This is a genomic window from Enterococcus sp. DIV0183 (assembly GCF_050541505.1).
Taxonomy (GTDB): domain Bacteria; phylum Bacillota; class Bacilli; order Lactobacillales; family Enterococcaceae; genus Enterococcus; species Enterococcus faecalis.
On sequence record NZ_CP172932.1, the window covers coordinates 2,193,055 to 2,209,411 of the forward strand.

The window sequence follows — 16,357 nt, forward strand, 5'->3', positions numbered from 1 at the left end:
GTTTATCTTACACTATCATAGTGTATTCCAACAGACTAGTAAAGTTTTACATGAAAATTTTTAGAAAAAATGTAGATCTTATTCTTTATGTAAAAAAGACGAGGTAGAAACAGTTCATTCTATCACTTAGTTCACTAATAGCAACGACACTTTTCTTCACTGCCATTCAAAGGATGAATCATTTCTATCCACATCTTTTCAATTAAATACGTGTTTCAAATTTTAATGACTTGTTGATAAAATACATGATTGGTGCTGAAATCGTCATAATAATCGCTTCACTTAATGCTAACCAACCATAAGTTGTCCAAAATGCTTGACCGCCACTTGGTACTAGCATAAAGGCAATAAAAAACATACTTACAGTGAAAAATAGACTATTTAGACACATTCTAACAGGAATACTTGGTACCTTTTTTTGTAAAAAAGCTGTTAAGCTCAACGCAAATAATGTTTGCGCTCCACCAAACAGAGCATCCATTACACCGAAACCAAAAAATAAGTTAAAAAAGATAACGCCGCCTAAAACACCCCACATCAATTTGCGATTGAAAACGACTAGGTGATTCAAACTTTCTGAAATTCTAAATTGAATCATACCAGAAGAAACTGGCCGAACCAATAAAGAGAGGACAATATATAAGCCCATAATGATACCATTGGCTAAGACTGTTCTTAGCTTTCGATTGGCTTGAAACGAATTTTGCATACTTTTTCCTTCTTTCTCCGAGTTTTTTTACAAGGGATGGTTGATGAACCTTGGTTACAATTGCAACAGTTCACATTCTAATATGGAAAGTCAAAATAGTCAATGAAAGCCCTGTTTTACTTTGCACTTATTTGCAGTTTTCACCTCTCATGCATTGTTTCGTGCCTTTTTCTAGTCATTTTTTACTTTTTTAAGCAATCTTTATTCGCAGAAGTTCCTCCCTCTGGTATAATGGACAATAGCGATTCAAAGGAGGAGCTCAATGAACATTCACTACTATCTTATTATCAACGAGCAGGCAAGTAGCGGCAATGGCCGAAAAGTCGCTAGAAAAGTGATTCAACAACTCAAGCAACAAGAACTTAAATATACGGCTCTTTACACTGATTACGCTGGACATGAAAAAGAATTGACGAAGGAACTTGCAGAAACAACTTTACTTCCTTGGTCTGAAGACTTAGACGTTTCAACTTTTCCAATCCTAGTCGTGCTAGGCGGCGATGGCACACTACATAATGTCATTAATTCATTACTTCCATATGATTCAGCTATTCCTTTAAGCTATATTCCATGCGGCTCTGGAAATGATTTTGCACGAGGGGTGGGATTATCAAGAAATATTGATAAAGCATTGCATCAAATCCTGCGCACCAGACGACCAAAAGAAATTCAAACAATTCATTATGTAGAAGCCAACCAAGAAGAAATCGGCTTAGCCACCAATAATGTTGGCTTAGGATTAGATGCGGCAATCGTGGAAAAAACCAACGAATCGTCATCAAAAAAAGCCTTAAATAAATTTAAGCTTGGCTCGCTTTCCTATATTTCTTCAATCATTCATGTCTTTTTTAAACAAAAAGGCTTTCCAATTTTAGTTGAAATGAATGGTAAACAATACACATTTAATCGTGCTTTCCTATGTACGGTCACAAATCATCCTTATTTTGGCGGGGGCGTATCAATTATGCCGACGGCCAATCCTCGCAAAGCAGTCGTGGACTTAGTTGTCGTGGAACGAATCAATATTTTTAAAATTTTGTGGCTTATTTTCCTATTGCTTCGCCAAAAACAAGGGAAATCTAAACATTTTCATCATTTTCAATCAAGTAAAATTCGAATTGTTTCGACGATTCCACAAACCATTCACGCAGATGGCGAGATTTTAGGCAAACGAAGTATTGATATGGTTTATACCACACAAAAACGTTTGTTTTGGTTTTAACTGAGTCCCTTAAGGTTGAAAAAGAGTGCCATAAGTCAAAACGACTTATGGCACTCTTTCCTTTTCTCACATAAATTGATAAGGCGTCGTATCCTTCATTCCAATCATTGGATCAACAGCATTTGTTTGAATAATTTCGACTGTTAGTCGTGGTTCTTTTGGTAATGGTTCTTCGACAACTTTTGTCGCTTTCTTTGCTGTTTCTGGGGTTGACTCTTCCCCTTCATCAGCAAATAGTGAAACTTCTTGTACCGTTGTGTCAACTAATTGCTCGTCTGTTTCTTTGATCTGATCGGCTTTCGTTGATTGCTGTTCATTTTCATAAGAGACAGCTTTTGTTTCTTTTTCAGTAAATGGATGGTCTGCCGTTAAACCTTCTTCATAGGCTTCTAACTGAGTTCTAGTCGTTAAGGTCATTTGTTCTGCGTTCACGATTCGTTCTTTTAGCATCGTCATGCGACTAGCCGATTCGTTTTTGACACATGTTTCAAAAGCAGAAACCTCACCTAGTAGAATTAATAATTCTTTACTACGTGTCACTGCTGTATACAGCAAATTTCGTTGCAGCATTCGGCTATACTGATGAACCATTGGCAGTAACACCATGCGGAATTCACTACCTTGCGCTTTATGAATCGAACAACAATACGATAGCGTAATTTTATTCCATTCATTTCTTTTATACGTTACTTCATTATTATCAAACTGTAAAACCAACTCGTCCACTTTGTCCTCTGAGTCTTTGGCTAAAGTAATTCCGACGATTTCTCCCATATCTCCATTGAACACATTTAATTCTGGCGTATTGACTAGTTGCAAAACTTTGTCCCCGATCCGATAGACGGTGTCATTCCACTTGACTTCTTTTTTCTTCCCCTCATTTGGATTGAAGATTTCTTGCATCATTTTATTCAAGGCATCAATGCCAGCTGCGCCACGATACATTGGCGCTAAAACTTGAATATCTTGTGGCGTAAACCCTTTTGCTTTTGCCTTTGTGACGATTTGTCGAATGTATTCTTCAATATGACCAATATCACTTGCAAAGAACGAGCGATCCTTTTGATTTTTTTGAAAATCAGTAGGCAATTTTCCTTCTTTAATTTCATGGGCAAGAGGAATAATACTTGAACCGTCTCCTTGACGATAAATTTCGTTTAGCTCACATTTGGGAATTTCGTTAATTTGCAATAAGTCATGTAAGACTTGACCTGGACCGACAGACGGTAGCTGATCCTTATCACCAACAAAAATCACTTGCATGTTTGTCGGAATAGCTTTTAATAACGTATTGGCTAACCAAGTATCCACCATGGACATTTCATCTACAATTAGCAAACCACCTTCTAATTCTTTGGCGGTTAAACTCGGATTTTTTTCACGACCTGTCAAGCCTAACAAACGATGGATGGTACTTGCAGGTAAACCTGTCGTTTCGTTCATACGTTTCGCTGCTCGCCCAGTTGGCGCCGCTAGCAAGATTGGAAACATCTCCTGCGTATAGTCTTTGAGATCTAATGAAAGACCATTTAGTTCCGCAAACAACGAGACAATCCCATTAATAACAGTAGTTTTTCCTGTTCCGGGCCCTCCAGTTAAAATAAATAACGGCGATTTAATCGCTTCTTCAATCGCTGCTTGTTGCGAGTCGCCATACTGAATATTTAAACGTTTCTCAATCATTCGGATATTTTTTTGGACTTCTTCTTCCTCATAATGAATTTCTTTTTTACGAGAAAGTAAACGCTGAATCGAAGTACCAATGCCCCATTCAGAAAAATAGAGACTGTTCTCAAAAAGTTTAGTCTCTTCTTGTTGGATTTTTCCATGTTCGACTAACGTAATGATTTCATTGGCCACTTGATCAGGTGAGATTTCCACTGGGCGACTTGCTTCCAAGGTCCGAATCGCTTCTTCTAATAAAACATCTGCTTGAACATACGTATTGCCTGAACGAATAGAGTGTTCAAACACTTCATGTAAAATCGCTGCCCGAATTCGAACAGCAGAATCCGCCTGAATGCCGATTTGTTCAGCAATATTGTCCGCTCGTTTAAATCCGACTCCCTCAATATCTTCAACTAACTGATAGGGATTTTCTTGAATCACAGAAAGGGTTTCTTCTTGATAAGTTTGATAAATTGAAAAAGCTAACTGACTACCGAAGCCGTATCGATTTAGTCCCACAATCACTTGCTCCATCCCGTGATTCAAGCGAATTGTTTCGACGATTACTTGACGTTTTTTTTCATTTAAAACAGTAACTTCTTCCAAAACACTCGGGTCATCAATAATTCGGTCAATCGCACTTTCCCCTAATACTTCAACAATTTTTTCAGCAGTTCGTTTACCAATGCCAGGAAATTTGTCACTTGATAAATAGTTAACCACCCCACTAGCTGAAGTCGGTCTTTCTTGCTGATAACTATCCACCTGAAACTGTCTGCCATAACGAGGATGGTCCACAAAATGACCAAAGAAACGATAGGGTTCCTCTTCTTGAACTTGGCCAAAACTTCCAGTTACTACAATTTCTTTTTCTAAATAATCTGTATTTGTATCGGTCACATTTACAAGAACGACTTTATAAAAATTACTGGGATTTTCAAAAAAGATTGCTTGTACAGTCCCAACAATAAAGGCTTTTTCTTCGTCCTCACCAAAAAGTGTTACCACTACAAGCCCTCCTTTCTGTTGTGCGCTTATTGTGCTTTTTCTTTAGCTAAAAAAGACGTATCATTCCATAACGTTAAGTCGTACGGCATGTTCCTTGATGCCTCTTTGGTTTCAAGGATTGAAAGGCTATTGTTTAACAGCCCGCCCATTGTCCGTAATTCTGATAATGGTTTACCAGCCATCGCTTGGATTGCCGCCGTCAGCGCTGCTCCGTGTCCGACAAATAGAACTGGACCTTCGTGCTGCTTCGCCGCTTCAGCAACTGTTTCTGAAATCCGTTGAATCGCTTGCTCGATTGGTTCACCATCAAAAATTGTTGGATCATACAAATCTAAACGATGCCGTAAATGATCTAATTCTTCTCCATAAAAATTACGCATTTCTTCAATATATTGTCCTTCTAAACGACCTAAACCTAATTCTTTTAAGCTATCTGTATAAACAATTTCAACTGGACGATTCAATTCTTGTTGAATTCCCCGCGCAGTATTTTTGGCACGTAATAGCGGACTAGAATAAATTTTTTCAAACGGAATATCTTGTAAATATTGGCCTAATTGTTTAATTTCGTCATAACTAGTTGGTAATAACGGCGAATCTCCTGTCATTCCTTGAAATCGTTTCTGTTGATTCCATTCAGTTTTTCCATGTCGTGTAAAATATAATTTCATGTAACTTCTCCAAACTTCTTTATCTCTTCATATGTCTTTCTAGTTTATCACTTCCCTGCGAAAATATCCATGGAAGTTTCTAGTAATCCAAGCAAAATAAGCCTAGAACAAAAATCTAAATTGTTTTTTGTTCTAGGCTTGAAAATTGGGCAACAGTAAAAATAAAACCACTTTCTTCTGACATTTTTGAAAAAAGCGCTACTGTCTTAACTTTTTTTAATCCAATTTATCATTTTCATAATGATGCGTCAGTTCTAAGTTCGGAAAATTTTGCTGACGTAAGGCTTCATAAACAATTAGTGCGGCAGTGTTAGAAAGATTCAGTGAGCGCACATGTTCATCATTCATAGGAATTCGGATACACTTTTCTTCGTTTTCTCGCATAAACGTTTCTGGTAAGCCCGTTGTTTCTTTTCCAAAAAGGAAATAATGGTCCTCGCCATCATTATAATTGACCTCGCTGTATGTTTGGTGAGCAAATTTGGTTACTAAATGCAAGTGTTTGCCTGCCACATGAGCTAAAAAGGCAGCCAAATCTTTATGATACGTAATATTTACATCATTCCAATAATCTAATCCGGCACGTTTTAAGTGTTTATCATCTGTTGAAAATCCTAAAGGTTCAATTAAATGCAACGGTGTATTCGTCGCTGCACATGTCCGTGCAATATTTCCAGTATTTGCTGGAATTTGTGGTTCAAATAAAACAATATGGTTCGTCAACTATCTTCAGCTCCTCAAATATCAATCGTGTTCATTTTAGCATAAATTCAAAATAAATAGCGCCCACAATACTTATTTTCAAAAAAACCGCATGACGCGATGATGTCAGGCGGCAGCTGTTCTAACCAATAAAAAAAAACGTACCGTCTCGGTGTCTAGCACGGCGAGTCGTTACGTTAGTGAAGGTCTCTTCACTAACTTTTATCAGAACAGGACCCTGATAAAAACCAATGAAAAAACAACTTGTAAGTAATATAACACCAATGTCACTTTATTGCAAGACTTTTTTAGGATTTTCTTCACAAAAAAGTCTATCTTTTACGACCTACTAACAAGCGGACGTCAATCGTGATTTTTTCCAATGGTCGCTGTTGTAGTTTGGCTTTAACTTCTTGAGAAACTTGCCACTCTAATGGCGACATTTCTAATAAATCCAACCGTCTTTCCTCGGGAATGTCAAAGCAATAAGTTATTCGTTCATCTACTTCCACTGCTAATTCCTCGGCAAAACGTTGGACTACTTTTTGATTGGAATAACTTTGTTTCTTTTCGTCATTGGGATAAAAAGCCGCTCGTAATTCCTTTAAATAATTCTCTTCAGGAATAATTTTAATCACAGTCCCGTCAGCTTTTAGTACTCGCCGAAATTCTTGATAATGTGAAGGAGAAAAAATATTTAAAATCGTATCAAGCCCTTGATCCGCAAATGGCAAATTCGTTAAATCCGCCACACACCAAAACGCATCAATTGGCTGATTACTTGCTAAATAGATTCCTTCCTTTGATAAATCAAACCCGATTTTCAGTCCAGATAAGCCTGCTTGACTTAACTCAGCAAGAAAACTCCCTTCACCACAACCAACATCGACTACTGTTTTATTTTGAGGAAGATAGTGCATAATTTTGTTTAAAACAGGCGCGTACATGCCACTTTGAATCATTTTTCCCCGAGAAGTAAACATTTTTTTATTATATTCTGTCTGAACGCCATGATTTAGAAAGTATAGCGTGCCTTTCTTGGATAAATCAAATTGATGCCTCTGTTGACAAATCAGACCAACCCCTTCTACATGCATTGGTTCATGACAAGTTGGACAGCGAAATACGGCTGCTTCTTTTTTCAATAATTGTTGTGCTCGTTCAATTTTCTTTAACATTTAAAACTCCTTACGTTCATCAAATGAACATTTTCTCTTATAAAAAGTTGCACTCTTTTTTTCAGGGCTATGGTAGTAAGCAGAATTATGGTACAATGCCTGTGAAGAAAAAGCAAGGAGCGATAAGAAATGATTAAAGAATTCTGTGCCGAAAATTTCACTAAGATTCCCCAAGCCATTCAAAAAGGTGCGAATCGCATCGAATTATGCGATAACTTAGCCGTGGGTGGAACGACGCCAAGTACTGGTGTTATTGAAGAAGTCTTAGCATACGCTGGCGAACATTCTGTACCAGTGATGACAATCATTCGTCCTCGTGGCGGCAATTTTGTCTATAATGATATTGAATTAAAAATTATGCATACCGATTTAATCGAAGCAAAGAAATTAGGAACCGACGGCATTGTTATTGGCTGTTTAACTGAGGACGGTTGGTTAGATGAAGAAGCTTTGGACTTATTCATTGAAACAGCTGAAGGCTTGCAAATCACTTTCCATATGGCTTTTGATGCCTTGTCGAAAGAAAACCAATTTAAGGCGATCGACTGGTTAGCTGAGCGTGGTGTGACACGTATTTTAACTCATGGCGGGCCAGCTGGTACCCCTATCGAAGACAACTTTGATCATTTAAAAGAATTAATTGCCTACGCAGATCAACGGATTCTTATTTTACCAGGTGGCGGTATTTCCACAGAAAACGTTCAAACTGTGATGGACACTTTAAAAGTCACAGAAGTCCATGGCACAAAAATTGTTTAATTTCTTGTATCTAAAAAAGTGAGGTAGCCGTCGTATTATCGGCTATCTCACTTTTTTGATTTCAAGCAAACCAACGAATCCTTTTACCTCAGTCTCATGATAAATAAGTGCAATTTTTTAAACAAAATAACGCATAAACATGCTGGCAATATTGAAATAAATTAATACACTGGTTAAATCACTTAAGGTAGTAATAAACGGACCACTGGCAACTGCGGGATCAAACCCTAATTTATCCATTAACATTGGGATTAAACTCCCTGCTAAATTCGCCACAGTAATTGCACAGAGCATTGCCATCCCAATCACAAATCCAAGCGGAAGATTATGTTGCCACACGCCAACCACAATCATAATGGTTAAACCTGTCACAGCCCCCGTCACTAGTCCCGTGAGTACTTCACTTAAGATTAAGCGACCAAAATTACTATCCTTTTCATCTTTCATAGCCAAACGGCGTACCGCGACCGCCAATGATTGTGTCCCGGCATTGCCGGCTGTTCCGGTAATTAAAGAAATAAAAACGGCTAAAATACTCGCTTCGCTAACTAACGACTCATAATTACTGATTAACGAGGCCGTAGACATTCCTAAAAACAATAGCGTAATTAACCAAGGTAATCGTTTAGAAGCGGCTTTTAAAGGGTTCTCACTAACTTCTTCAACGTCGACCCCGGCTAAACCAGAGTAGTCGCTAGCGGCCTCATCATCGATAACATCAATAATATCATCAACTGTTACAATCCCCAACAAATGATCATCATAATCTGTAACTGGCACAGCTAAGAAGTCATAGTCACGAATTGTTTGCGCGACATCTTCTTGGTCATCGCCAACATGAACTGAAATAACCCGTTCATTCAAAATATCAGCAATCAAGGTATCATCATCATTAACAATTAAATCCCGCAACGAAATAACGCCGACTAAATGATTTTCTTGGTCGACTACGTAAACGTAATAGATTGTTTCCGCCATGTCCGCTTGATTCTTTAAGACGTACATCGCAGAACGCACTGTTTGATTCGCCACAATCGAAACAAATTCGGTGGTCATAATCGCCCCAGCAGTTTCATCTTCGTAATGAAGTAACTCTTTAATTTCGCCTGCTTCTTCACTACTTAACAAACTAAGATATTTCGCCTTTTGACTCTTATCTAACATATTTAGTAAATCCACCGCATTATCGGTATACATCTCAGCTAACATATCGGCTGCATAACTTGGACGCATTTCAGCTAAATAATCTTTCATATTCTCATTATCTTCTTCGATAACATCAAACATATCCGCTAGTTCTTTCGGAGATAGGTAATTGTATAAATGTTGTCGGTCTTTTTCATCTAACGATTGGTAAAATTGTCCTTGTTCATAAATGTGTAACGCTAAAAATAGCTCACGAAATTCGTTCATTTGTTGATTTTTTAGCGTTTCTAAAAGAAGGGCAAATTGCTCTTCCATTTCTTGGCCTTCATTCATCTTACACTTTCCCCTCCTGCCTCTTTATTATTATAACGTATCATCTACACTTTTCATATCCTCCGCTAGTGGGGAAATCAGATGAACCGTTTCTTTGGTAAAAGGATGAGTAAAAATTAGTTCCATGCAATGCAACGCTTGCCGCTCAATTCCTTGATCCATCTTTCCATGATACATCTCATCCCCTAACAATGAACAGCCAATTGCTTCAAAATGTACCCGAATTTGATGTGTTCGTCCTGTATGGAGCTGAATGCGCACAGCTGCTGCTTGGGCTCCTCTTTTTGCGAGCCAATATTCTGTACTAGCAAATTGACCTGTTTCGATAACTTGGCGTTTTAATAAAGAGGACAAGTCGCGCCCAATTGGCTTTTCAATCAATTGATGCTCGTTTAACTGCTCAATCGCTCCACCAACAAGGGCATAATAAATTTTTGTCACCTTTTTTTCTCGTAATTCTTGGTCAATTAAAGCATGAGCAAAGCCGTGTTTCGCAAATAACATCAGCCCAGAAGTATCTCGATCTAAACGAGTCACGACATGAATAACTTGATTCACGTAATTTTGTCGCTTGTAATACCCCTTAACACGATTCGCCATCGTTCCTGAAGGATGATACTGAGCAGGTATTGAGGCAATGCCAGCGGGCTTATTAACTACTAAAAAATGATCATCTTCAAACACAATTTCAATCGGTTCATCATCTGTTAATAATGTCTCATGTTCCGCTTCATCTGGAATCGTCATTTTAACGACATCGCCAGTTTGTAAAGGATAGATGGCATTTTGAACGGTCCCATTCACTTGAATTTTACCACCCTGAAATTTCACCTTAGCTAATAACCCTTTTGAAACGCCTTGTTCCTTTAAAAAATATTTCACTTGTTGTGTTGTTTCTTTGTCGTATGTCCATTGAAATTCCATCGTTTAATTAATCCTCACCAATAAAGGCATCTTTCACTCGATGCCAAAAATGCATGTGCCGATAAGAGGCAAAATGAATCCGTTCGTCTGCAATTCGATAGCAGACGGAAGCGATATTTTCTTGATAAATATCTAATTGGTCCACCGTGACAAAATAATCATCACTTTCCTGTAATTTAATCTCCAGCCACTCCGTATGTGCGATTACAATCGGTGACCCCAATGTTCGAAAGACACGATTGTTTAAGGAGGCGATTTCGGTTAACTGAAACGCATTAATGCTAGGATGCAAAACAGCTCCACCAATACTTTTATTATACGCAGTAGAGCCGGTTGGGGTCGAAATCGACAACCCATCACCACGAAATCGTTCAAACAGTTCGTCTTTAATAAACACATCGCCCACCATCGTCCGGTTTCCTCGTTTAATTGTTGATTCATTTAATGCTAAAAAATGTTTATCTGGTTTCCCATCTCTAAACCGAATCCGCACATCTAATAATGGATAACTCGTACTTTTTTCACGATGAATACACAAACTCTCAACTAGTTCTTTTAATTCATAATCACGCCAATCTGTATAGAAACCCAAGTGTCCGGTATGTACACCTAAGAAACTTACTTCGTTTAACAGATGATTAAATCGATGAAAAGCGGAAAGAAGCGTACCATCTCCGCCGACTGAAATCACAAGTTCAGGTTGACGATTGTCTATTTGAATTTGGTTTTGCTCTAATAGTGTTGTCAGTTGTTTTGTGACTTGTTTCGATTTTTCTTCCGAGTTATGAACAATCGCCACTTTCATAAGCAGACTCCTTTACTGATTTTCTGGTGTTTCGTTTTTAATTTGCTTATAGTATTCGTTTTCTAACAATCCACGGCCATGAGAGAAGTAATGTTGTGCTTCTTGAATTTCTTCACGAATAGATGACATTTCTTCATCTAATAAATAGGCTGCCTCTGCCGCTCGCTGAAGGCGTTCTTTCATTTCTTCAGGAAAGACACCTTGATATTTATAATTCAAAGAATGTTCAATCGTTGCCCAAAAATTCATGGAGAGTGTCCGAATTTGGATTTCGGCCAAAATAATCTTTTCCCCGGTGACTAATTGCACAGGATATTCCACCACCACATGGTACGAACGATAGCCACTTTCTTTTTTATTTTCAATGTAGTCCCGTTCTTCCACAATTTTTAAGTCTTTACGATTTCTTAAAAGTGCGACTACCTGGTAAATGTCTTCCACAAATTGGCACATAATCCGCAAACCAGCAATGTCTTGCATTTCTTCTTCAATCCGATTTAAAGGAATATGCCGAATAGCCGTCTTTGTCAAAATACTATCTACTGGTTTCACACGTCCTGTAACGAATTCAATTGGTATGTGTTTATCTTGCTCCCGAAATTGTTTACGAATACCTCGTAGTTTTACTTTTAATTCGCTGACCGCCTGTTCATATGGCGCTAAAAACAGCTCCCACTCTCGTTCCATGGTAGATCCCTCAATTTCCTTGAATTTCATTCACTGATTATTTTACCACAGTCCTCCCTAAAATAGGGTGTTATTCGCTATTTGATTTCCAAACGCCTTTCATTAGAAAAATTTTTCACAGAGAAGACCACTTTTCTTGACGGAAACCTATATAATATGTGAAAATTGGAGTGATTTAAGAAAGAGAGAGAACCCCATGAGTGAGCACTTAGAAATTGAATTTAAAACATTAGTTAGTCCGCAAGATTTCAAACGATTAATCGACCATTTTGCTATTCAAAAAACGGACTTTTTTACGCAAACAAATCATTATTTTGATACGGACGATTTTCAATTAAAAGCACAACGAATGGGCTTAAGAATTCGCGTATTAGCAGATCGTGGTGAGTTAACCTTAAAAGTTCCTGCGCCAGAAGGATTATTAGAAATCAATGACCCTTTATCGCTTGAGACGGCGAACCACTTTATCAAGAGGAATCACCTCCCTACTGAGGGGGCTGTGGCGAAGAAATTACAAGAATTAGGTATTGAAATCGCCTCGATCCATTTAATTGGTTCATTAAAAACAGCACGTGCAGAAAAACAAATTCCTCAAGGACTACTTGCGTTAGACGAAAGTTGGTATAACCAACAGCACGATTTTGAATTAGAGTTAGAAGTTACTGAAGCTGAAAGCGGCAAGCAAGCGTTTCAAACATTAATGGCTGATTTGAACATTCCCATTACGCTTGCACCTAACAAGATTCAACGTATGATGCGGACCACTGCCCCTTAGTATTCGAAGCACTGACGTTCTGGCACCTGTATTTGAAAAAGCATGGCATTGGAGGAAGTATGAATGGTTGAAATTTATTTGTTCGTCAATCCTTTAGGCGGCGTCTGTTTAGAAATTGAAAAAGAAATTATACAATTGTCTGTTAACGACAAGAAAAAAATACAATTGCGCTTTATTCCTTTATTAAACATGAAAACGATCAATGAATTTTTAAGTCGTCAACATATTCCGATTAATGACATTAAACGACGGAATCGAATTTTTGAAGATTTATACTCAGCCGCTCTTGACTATAAAGCAGCACAGTTACAAGGCCGAAAAAAAGGCCGACAATTGTTGATTGGCTTACAAAAAGCAGTAGCTGAAGACGGTCTAGCTTACTCTCCTGAGTTATCAGAAGAACTACTTCTAGCGGCCGGCGGGGATATTGATATGTATCGTAAAGACCGACAATCAGATTTTGTCAAAGAATCTTTCCAAACCGACCAAAAAGTTGCTCGAGAAATGGGGATTAAACAACACCCTACCGCAGTCGTTTACAACTATACTTGCGAGAACGATTTCGGCATTTTAGTCGAAAATTTTGAAAACATGGATGAAATTAAACAACTTTGTCGTGTCCATCCACATAACGAACCGTTGCTGGACCAAGGTGACGCAACCTTTGAATTTAAACGTCGCTCCAATTATCATTTTCCAAATGGACATTTACATTTATTATAAAAAAGAAGGACCAGTTGACTGGCCCTTCTTTTACTATTTTCACCATGTTCTATAATAATAGATAAAGTCTAATACTGCTACATTTGATGATTTGTTCTTATAAAAGACAGCTATGGAATGGGGCCATGTATATATTATGTACTTTTAAATATTAACACCGAAATTTGTATCGACCACCAATATTTATTTCAGTTCATCGACTAACCTCTTGGAACGCTATCAGACAATACTCGCCGATACTAACTCAAAAAATCGAGGAAATTTTATTCGGTTTAACACAAGCTAATTTATTTCTTCCCATTTATTTTTAGTCTGCTTATATAATATGGTTAGTTCTTTTTTATCCTTATCTAAATTTTTATTTATTAATTCCTGAATCTCATAAGAAAATTTATTTCTTTGATTTACATTGTCAAAGATGAATTCTTTATCAAAAGATAACTCTAACCCATTTAATGCTCCTGTTGTCCAGTAAATTTTTATATTCGAATCATCACCGCTATAATACATATTAAACTTTTCGTTTTCAGAGATATACGAACTCATTAATTCCAATTCTTCTGGAATTGTAAACAGATTATAATTATCAATTTTAACCACATGATATTGAATGTTATCTTCTATTAAATTATAAGTTTGACCATTTTGATTCCATTCTTTGACACCGCTATAAAAATTATTCAGACGAAGTTGTAAAATAGTAAAATATCCACCTATACATAGTACTATAATTAATAATATTAAAAATAATTTTTTGTACTTCTGTCCCTCTCTAATATCTTTCGAAAGTTTCTCCACCATCGTATTGTCCTCCTTCAATAATCGATCCAAGGTCATTTCATAAAGATTACTTAGTTCAATTAAACAATCAATATTAGGATATGATTTATTATTCTCCCAGTTAGAAATTGTTTGCCTAGTAACGTATAATTTCTCAGCAACCTCTGATTGTGTCAATCCTAATTCATTTCTTCTCATTTTTAATGAATTCCCTATGTTCAAAAAAAACCTCCTTTTATTACTCTAAAGATAATAGAAGCTTGATATAAAAGAAAGCAAAGAATCTTTGCTTTCTTTTATATAACAGCAACAATCTATTTAATTATATAACTAAACCTGGTTTTACACAGATATATTTACTATTCTGTGTAAAACCAGGTTTATATTTTATGTTTACTAAGAAGTTACGACTTATAATTTTTCAACCAAAGCTTCTAATTCCGTTAAACGTTCTTCAAAAACTTTCATTGCATCTTCGATATACGCGGCTTGTGTCATATCCACGCCCGCTTTTTTCATCACTTCAATTGGGAAGTCACTACTTCCTGCTTTCAAGTAGTTAAGGTACTTCTCTAAAGCTCCTTCTTCTCCAGCTAAAATATGTTTAGACAATGCCGAAGCGGCTGAGAAGCCAGTTGCATATTGATAAACATAGTAATTGTAATAAAAATGTGGAATTCTAGCCCATTCGTAACTGATTTCTTCGTCTCTAACTACTTCTGGTCCATAATATTTAGCATTGAGCTCGCCATAATACTCACTCAAATATTCACTTGTTAATGGCGTTCCTTTAGCATCTTCCGTGTGAATAAAATGTTCAAATTCCGCAAATTGCGTTTGACGGAAAATGGTTCCCTTAAAGCCGTCTAAATAGTGATTTAAGACATACGCACGTACTTTAGGATCTGTTTCTGTTTGTAATAAATATTCTGTTAAAATATTTTCATTTGTGGTTGAAGCAATCTCAGCTAAGAAAATTGAATAGTCGCCATAAACATACGGCTGATTATTTCTTGTATAGTAACTATGAACACTATGGCCCATCTCATGGACTAATGTAAATAGTTGATCCAAACTATCATGCCAATTCATTAAAATGTATGGGGCTGTATCATAAGCTCCTGAAGAATATGCGCCGCTTCGTTTTCCTTGATTTTCAATCACATCAATCCAACGACTTGAAAAAGCTTCTTTAACAATAGATAAATAGTCTTCACCTAGTGGTTTTAAAGCCTCAATTGCTTTTTCTTTTGCTTCTTCATAGCTGTAACGAATTGGTGCTTCACCTAGCAAAGGCGCATACAAGTCGTACATGTGTAATTCTTCTACGTTTAATAATTTTTTTCTTAATTTTACATAACGATGTAGCAAAGGTAAATGTTTATTTACTACAGCTACTAATGTTTCGTGAACACTTTCAGGGATATGATTACTTGCTAAAGAGGCTGCCCGAGCAGAATCATAATTTCTAATTTTTGCTTTATAATTATGTGTTTTAACATGTGCACCTAAAGTTGAGGCTAATGTATTTCTAAATTGTTTGTACACTTTGTACAACCCTTTAAATGCTGCTTCACGAACAGATGGATTGACACTTTCCATTAATTGACCATAAACGCCATGAGAAAGTTGAATCGTTTCGCCTTCAGCATTTTGCACAGTTGGAAATTCTAAGTCTGCATTATTTAAAATTGAAAATGTATTACTTGAGGCACCAAAAATTTCACTAGCCCCCGCCAGTAAAGCTTCTTGTTCCATCGATAAAACATGGGGACGTTCATCTAAAATATTTTGAATATAGTGACGATAAACAGCTAATTTCGGCTGCTCTTCAAAATATCCCCAAATTTGTTCATCACTTAATGTTAAAACCTCTGGATCAAACCAAGAAACAGCTTCACTAACTTGTGCATATAAAGAACTAGCTCTGGCATATAAAGCTTGGTAAGCTGTATTTGTAGTGTCTTGATCATTTTTTAAATGAGAATAGACATATAATGTTTCCACTTTTCTATAGACATCTAAAACGTATTCTAACGCAGCTAGAAAAGCTTCTGCACCATTCCCTAAGGTTCCTTTAAATGATTCTGCTTGATTTAGCTCTTCTGTCAACTGATTATACGCAACATCAAAAGCAGCATCATCTTTAAAAATTTTGGTTAAATCCCAAGTTAATGGAGTTGGAACTTCATCACGTGTTGGTAATTGTTTAATTTCGCTCATAGTTTACTCTCCTTTAAGAAACGTTTTACTCATTATACTATCAT

15 protein-coding genes are annotated in these 16,357 nt (G+C 36.9%); 4 read left to right on the top strand and 11 right to left on the bottom strand.

All coding sequences use genetic code 11. The annotated features are described in order from the left end of the window. Window positions 1-202: 202 nt before the first annotated feature. The gene (locus IGK72_RS10640) at window positions 203-709 is read right to left on the bottom strand and encodes a QueT transporter family protein (RefSeq protein WP_002356499.1); all 507 of its coding nucleotides are present in this window, start codon (window positions 707-709) and stop codon (window positions 203-205) included. Between the two features lie 262 nt (window positions 710-971). Between IGK72_RS10640 and IGK72_RS10645 the strand changes: the two genes are divergently transcribed. Then, window positions 972-1,931, top strand: coding sequence for a diacylglycerol/lipid kinase family protein (locus IGK72_RS10645; RefSeq protein WP_002356498.1), 960 nt, complete (start codon window positions 972-974; stop codon window positions 1,929-1,931). Between the two features lie 66 nt (window positions 1,932-1,997). On the opposite strand, the gene recD2 is transcribed toward IGK72_RS10645, so the two are convergent. The 4 genes from recD2 to IGK72_RS10665 all read right to left on the bottom strand — a co-directional run bounded on the left by recD2 (window position 1,998) and on the right by IGK72_RS10665 (window position 7,158). After that, window positions 1,998-4,607, bottom strand: coding sequence for an SF1B family DNA helicase RecD2 (recD2, locus tag IGK72_RS10650; protein WP_002397079.1), 2,610 nt, complete (start codon window positions 4,605-4,607; stop codon window positions 1,998-2,000). Between the two features lie 26 nt (window positions 4,608-4,633). Next, on the bottom strand, window positions 4,634-5,278 hold the full coding sequence (locus IGK72_RS10655) for a histidine phosphatase family protein (protein WP_002365042.1): 645 nt from the start codon (window positions 5,276-5,278) through the stop codon (window positions 4,634-4,636). A gap of 216 nt (window positions 5,279-5,494) precedes the next feature. Continuing rightward, window positions 5,495-6,001, bottom strand: a complete 507-nt coding sequence (gene trmL, locus IGK72_RS10660; RefSeq protein ID WP_002356493.1) for a tRNA (uridine(34)/cytosine(34)/5-carboxymethylaminomethyluridine(34)-2'-O)-methyltransferase TrmL — start codon at window positions 5,999-6,001, stop codon at window positions 5,495-5,497. A 311-nt stretch (window positions 6,002-6,312) separates the two neighbouring features. Further along, entirely contained in the window at window positions 6,313-7,158 is an 846-nt protein-coding gene (locus tag IGK72_RS10665) for a methyltransferase domain-containing protein (protein WP_002372268.1), read from the bottom strand. 129 nt (window positions 7,159-7,287) lie between these two features. Between IGK72_RS10665 and cutC the strand changes: the two genes are divergently transcribed. Beyond that, on the top strand, window positions 7,288-7,917 hold the full coding sequence (cutC, locus tag IGK72_RS10670) for a copper homeostasis protein CutC (protein ID WP_002359565.1): 630 nt from the start codon (window positions 7,288-7,290) through the stop codon (window positions 7,915-7,917). 117 nt (window positions 7,918-8,034) lie between these two features. Here cutC and mgtE read toward each other — a convergent pair whose 3' ends face one another. Genes mgtE through IGK72_RS10690 form a run of 4 tightly spaced genes read right to left on the bottom strand, consistent with a single transcriptional unit; the run spans window position 8,035 to window position 11,812 of the window. Next, the gene (mgtE, locus tag IGK72_RS10675; protein ID WP_002362548.1) at window positions 8,035-9,396 is read right to left on the bottom strand and encodes a magnesium transporter; all 1,362 of its coding nucleotides are present in this window, start codon (window positions 9,394-9,396) and stop codon (window positions 8,035-8,037) included. Window positions 9,397-9,426: 30 nt separating this feature from the next. Continuing rightward, window positions 9,427-10,320, bottom strand: a complete 894-nt coding sequence (locus tag IGK72_RS10680) for an RluA family pseudouridine synthase (RefSeq protein WP_002362281.1) — start codon at window positions 10,318-10,320, stop codon at window positions 9,427-9,429. Window positions 10,321-10,327: 7 nt separating this feature from the next. Next, complete coding sequence (locus IGK72_RS10685) at window positions 10,328-11,125, bottom strand: NAD kinase (protein WP_002356486.1); 798 nt, start codon at window positions 11,123-11,125, stop codon at window positions 10,328-10,330. A gap of 12 nt (window positions 11,126-11,137) precedes the next feature. Further along, on the bottom strand, window positions 11,138-11,812 hold the full coding sequence (locus IGK72_RS10690; RefSeq protein WP_002356484.1) for a GTP pyrophosphokinase: 675 nt from the start codon (window positions 11,810-11,812) through the stop codon (window positions 11,138-11,140). Window positions 11,813-12,008: 196 nt separating this feature from the next. On the opposite strand from IGK72_RS10690, the gene IGK72_RS10695 reads away from it, so the two are divergent. Then, complete coding sequence (locus IGK72_RS10695) at window positions 12,009-12,587, top strand: CYTH domain-containing protein (protein WP_002356483.1); 579 nt, start codon at window positions 12,009-12,011, stop codon at window positions 12,585-12,587. Window positions 12,588-12,650: 63 nt separating this feature from the next. Further along, on the top strand, window positions 12,651-13,310 hold the full coding sequence (locus IGK72_RS10700; protein WP_002356482.1) for a ClpXP adapter SpxH family protein: 660 nt from the start codon (window positions 12,651-12,653) through the stop codon (window positions 13,308-13,310). A gap of 282 nt (window positions 13,311-13,592) precedes the next feature. Here the strand turns inward: IGK72_RS10700 and IGK72_RS10705 are convergent, their stop codons facing one another. After that, on the bottom strand, window positions 13,593-14,312 hold the full coding sequence (locus IGK72_RS10705) for a helix-turn-helix transcriptional regulator (protein ID WP_002356481.1): 720 nt from the start codon (window positions 14,310-14,312) through the stop codon (window positions 13,593-13,595). Window positions 14,313-14,501: 189 nt separating this feature from the next. Then, the gene (pepF, locus tag IGK72_RS10710; protein ID WP_023895563.1) at window positions 14,502-16,313 is read right to left on the bottom strand and encodes an oligoendopeptidase F; all 1,812 of its coding nucleotides are present in this window, start codon (window positions 16,311-16,313) and stop codon (window positions 14,502-14,504) included. Between the last annotated feature and the right edge of the window lie 44 nt (window positions 16,314-16,357).

What these genes read in the sequence shown, in the direction of transcription:
- IGK72_RS10640 (WP_002356499.1), bottom strand. Translation starts at nt 709, where the DNA reads ATGCAAAATTCGTTTCAAGCCAATCGAAAGCTAAGAACAGTCTTAGCC.
- IGK72_RS10645 (WP_002356498.1), top strand. Translation starts at nt 972, where the DNA reads ATGAACATTCACTACTATCTTATTATCAACGAGCAGGCAAGTAGCGGC.
- IGK72_RS10655 (WP_002365042.1), bottom strand. Translation starts at nt 5,278, where the DNA reads ATGAAATTATATTTTACACGACATGGAAAAACTGAATGGAATCAACAG.
- IGK72_RS10665 (WP_002372268.1), bottom strand. Translation starts at nt 7,158, where the DNA reads ATGTTAAAGAAAATTGAACGAGCACAACAATTATTGAAAAAAGAAGCA.
- cutC (WP_002359565.1), top strand. Translation starts at nt 7,288, where the DNA reads ATGATTAAAGAATTCTGTGCCGAAAATTTCACTAAGATTCCCCAAGCC.
- mgtE (WP_002362548.1), bottom strand. Translation starts at nt 9,396, where the DNA reads ATGAATGAAGGCCAAGAAATGGAAGAGCAATTTGCCCTTCTTTTAGAA.
- IGK72_RS10680 (WP_002362281.1), bottom strand. Translation starts at nt 10,320, where the DNA reads ATGGAATTTCAATGGACATACGACAAAGAAACAACACAACAAGTGAAA.
- IGK72_RS10685 (WP_002356486.1), bottom strand. Translation starts at nt 11,125, where the DNA reads ATGAAAGTGGCGATTGTTCATAACTCGGAAGAAAAATCGAAACAAGTC.
- IGK72_RS10690 (WP_002356484.1), bottom strand. Translation starts at nt 11,812, where the DNA reads ATGGAACGAGAGTGGGAGCTGTTTTTAGCGCCATATGAACAGGCGGTC.
- IGK72_RS10695 (WP_002356483.1), top strand. Translation starts at nt 12,009, where the DNA reads ATGAGTGAGCACTTAGAAATTGAATTTAAAACATTAGTTAGTCCGCAA.
- IGK72_RS10700 (WP_002356482.1), top strand. Translation starts at nt 12,651, where the DNA reads ATGGTTGAAATTTATTTGTTCGTCAATCCTTTAGGCGGCGTCTGTTTA.
- pepF (WP_023895563.1), bottom strand. Translation starts at nt 16,313, where the DNA reads ATGAGCGAAATTAAACAATTACCAACACGTGATGAAGTTCCAACTCCA.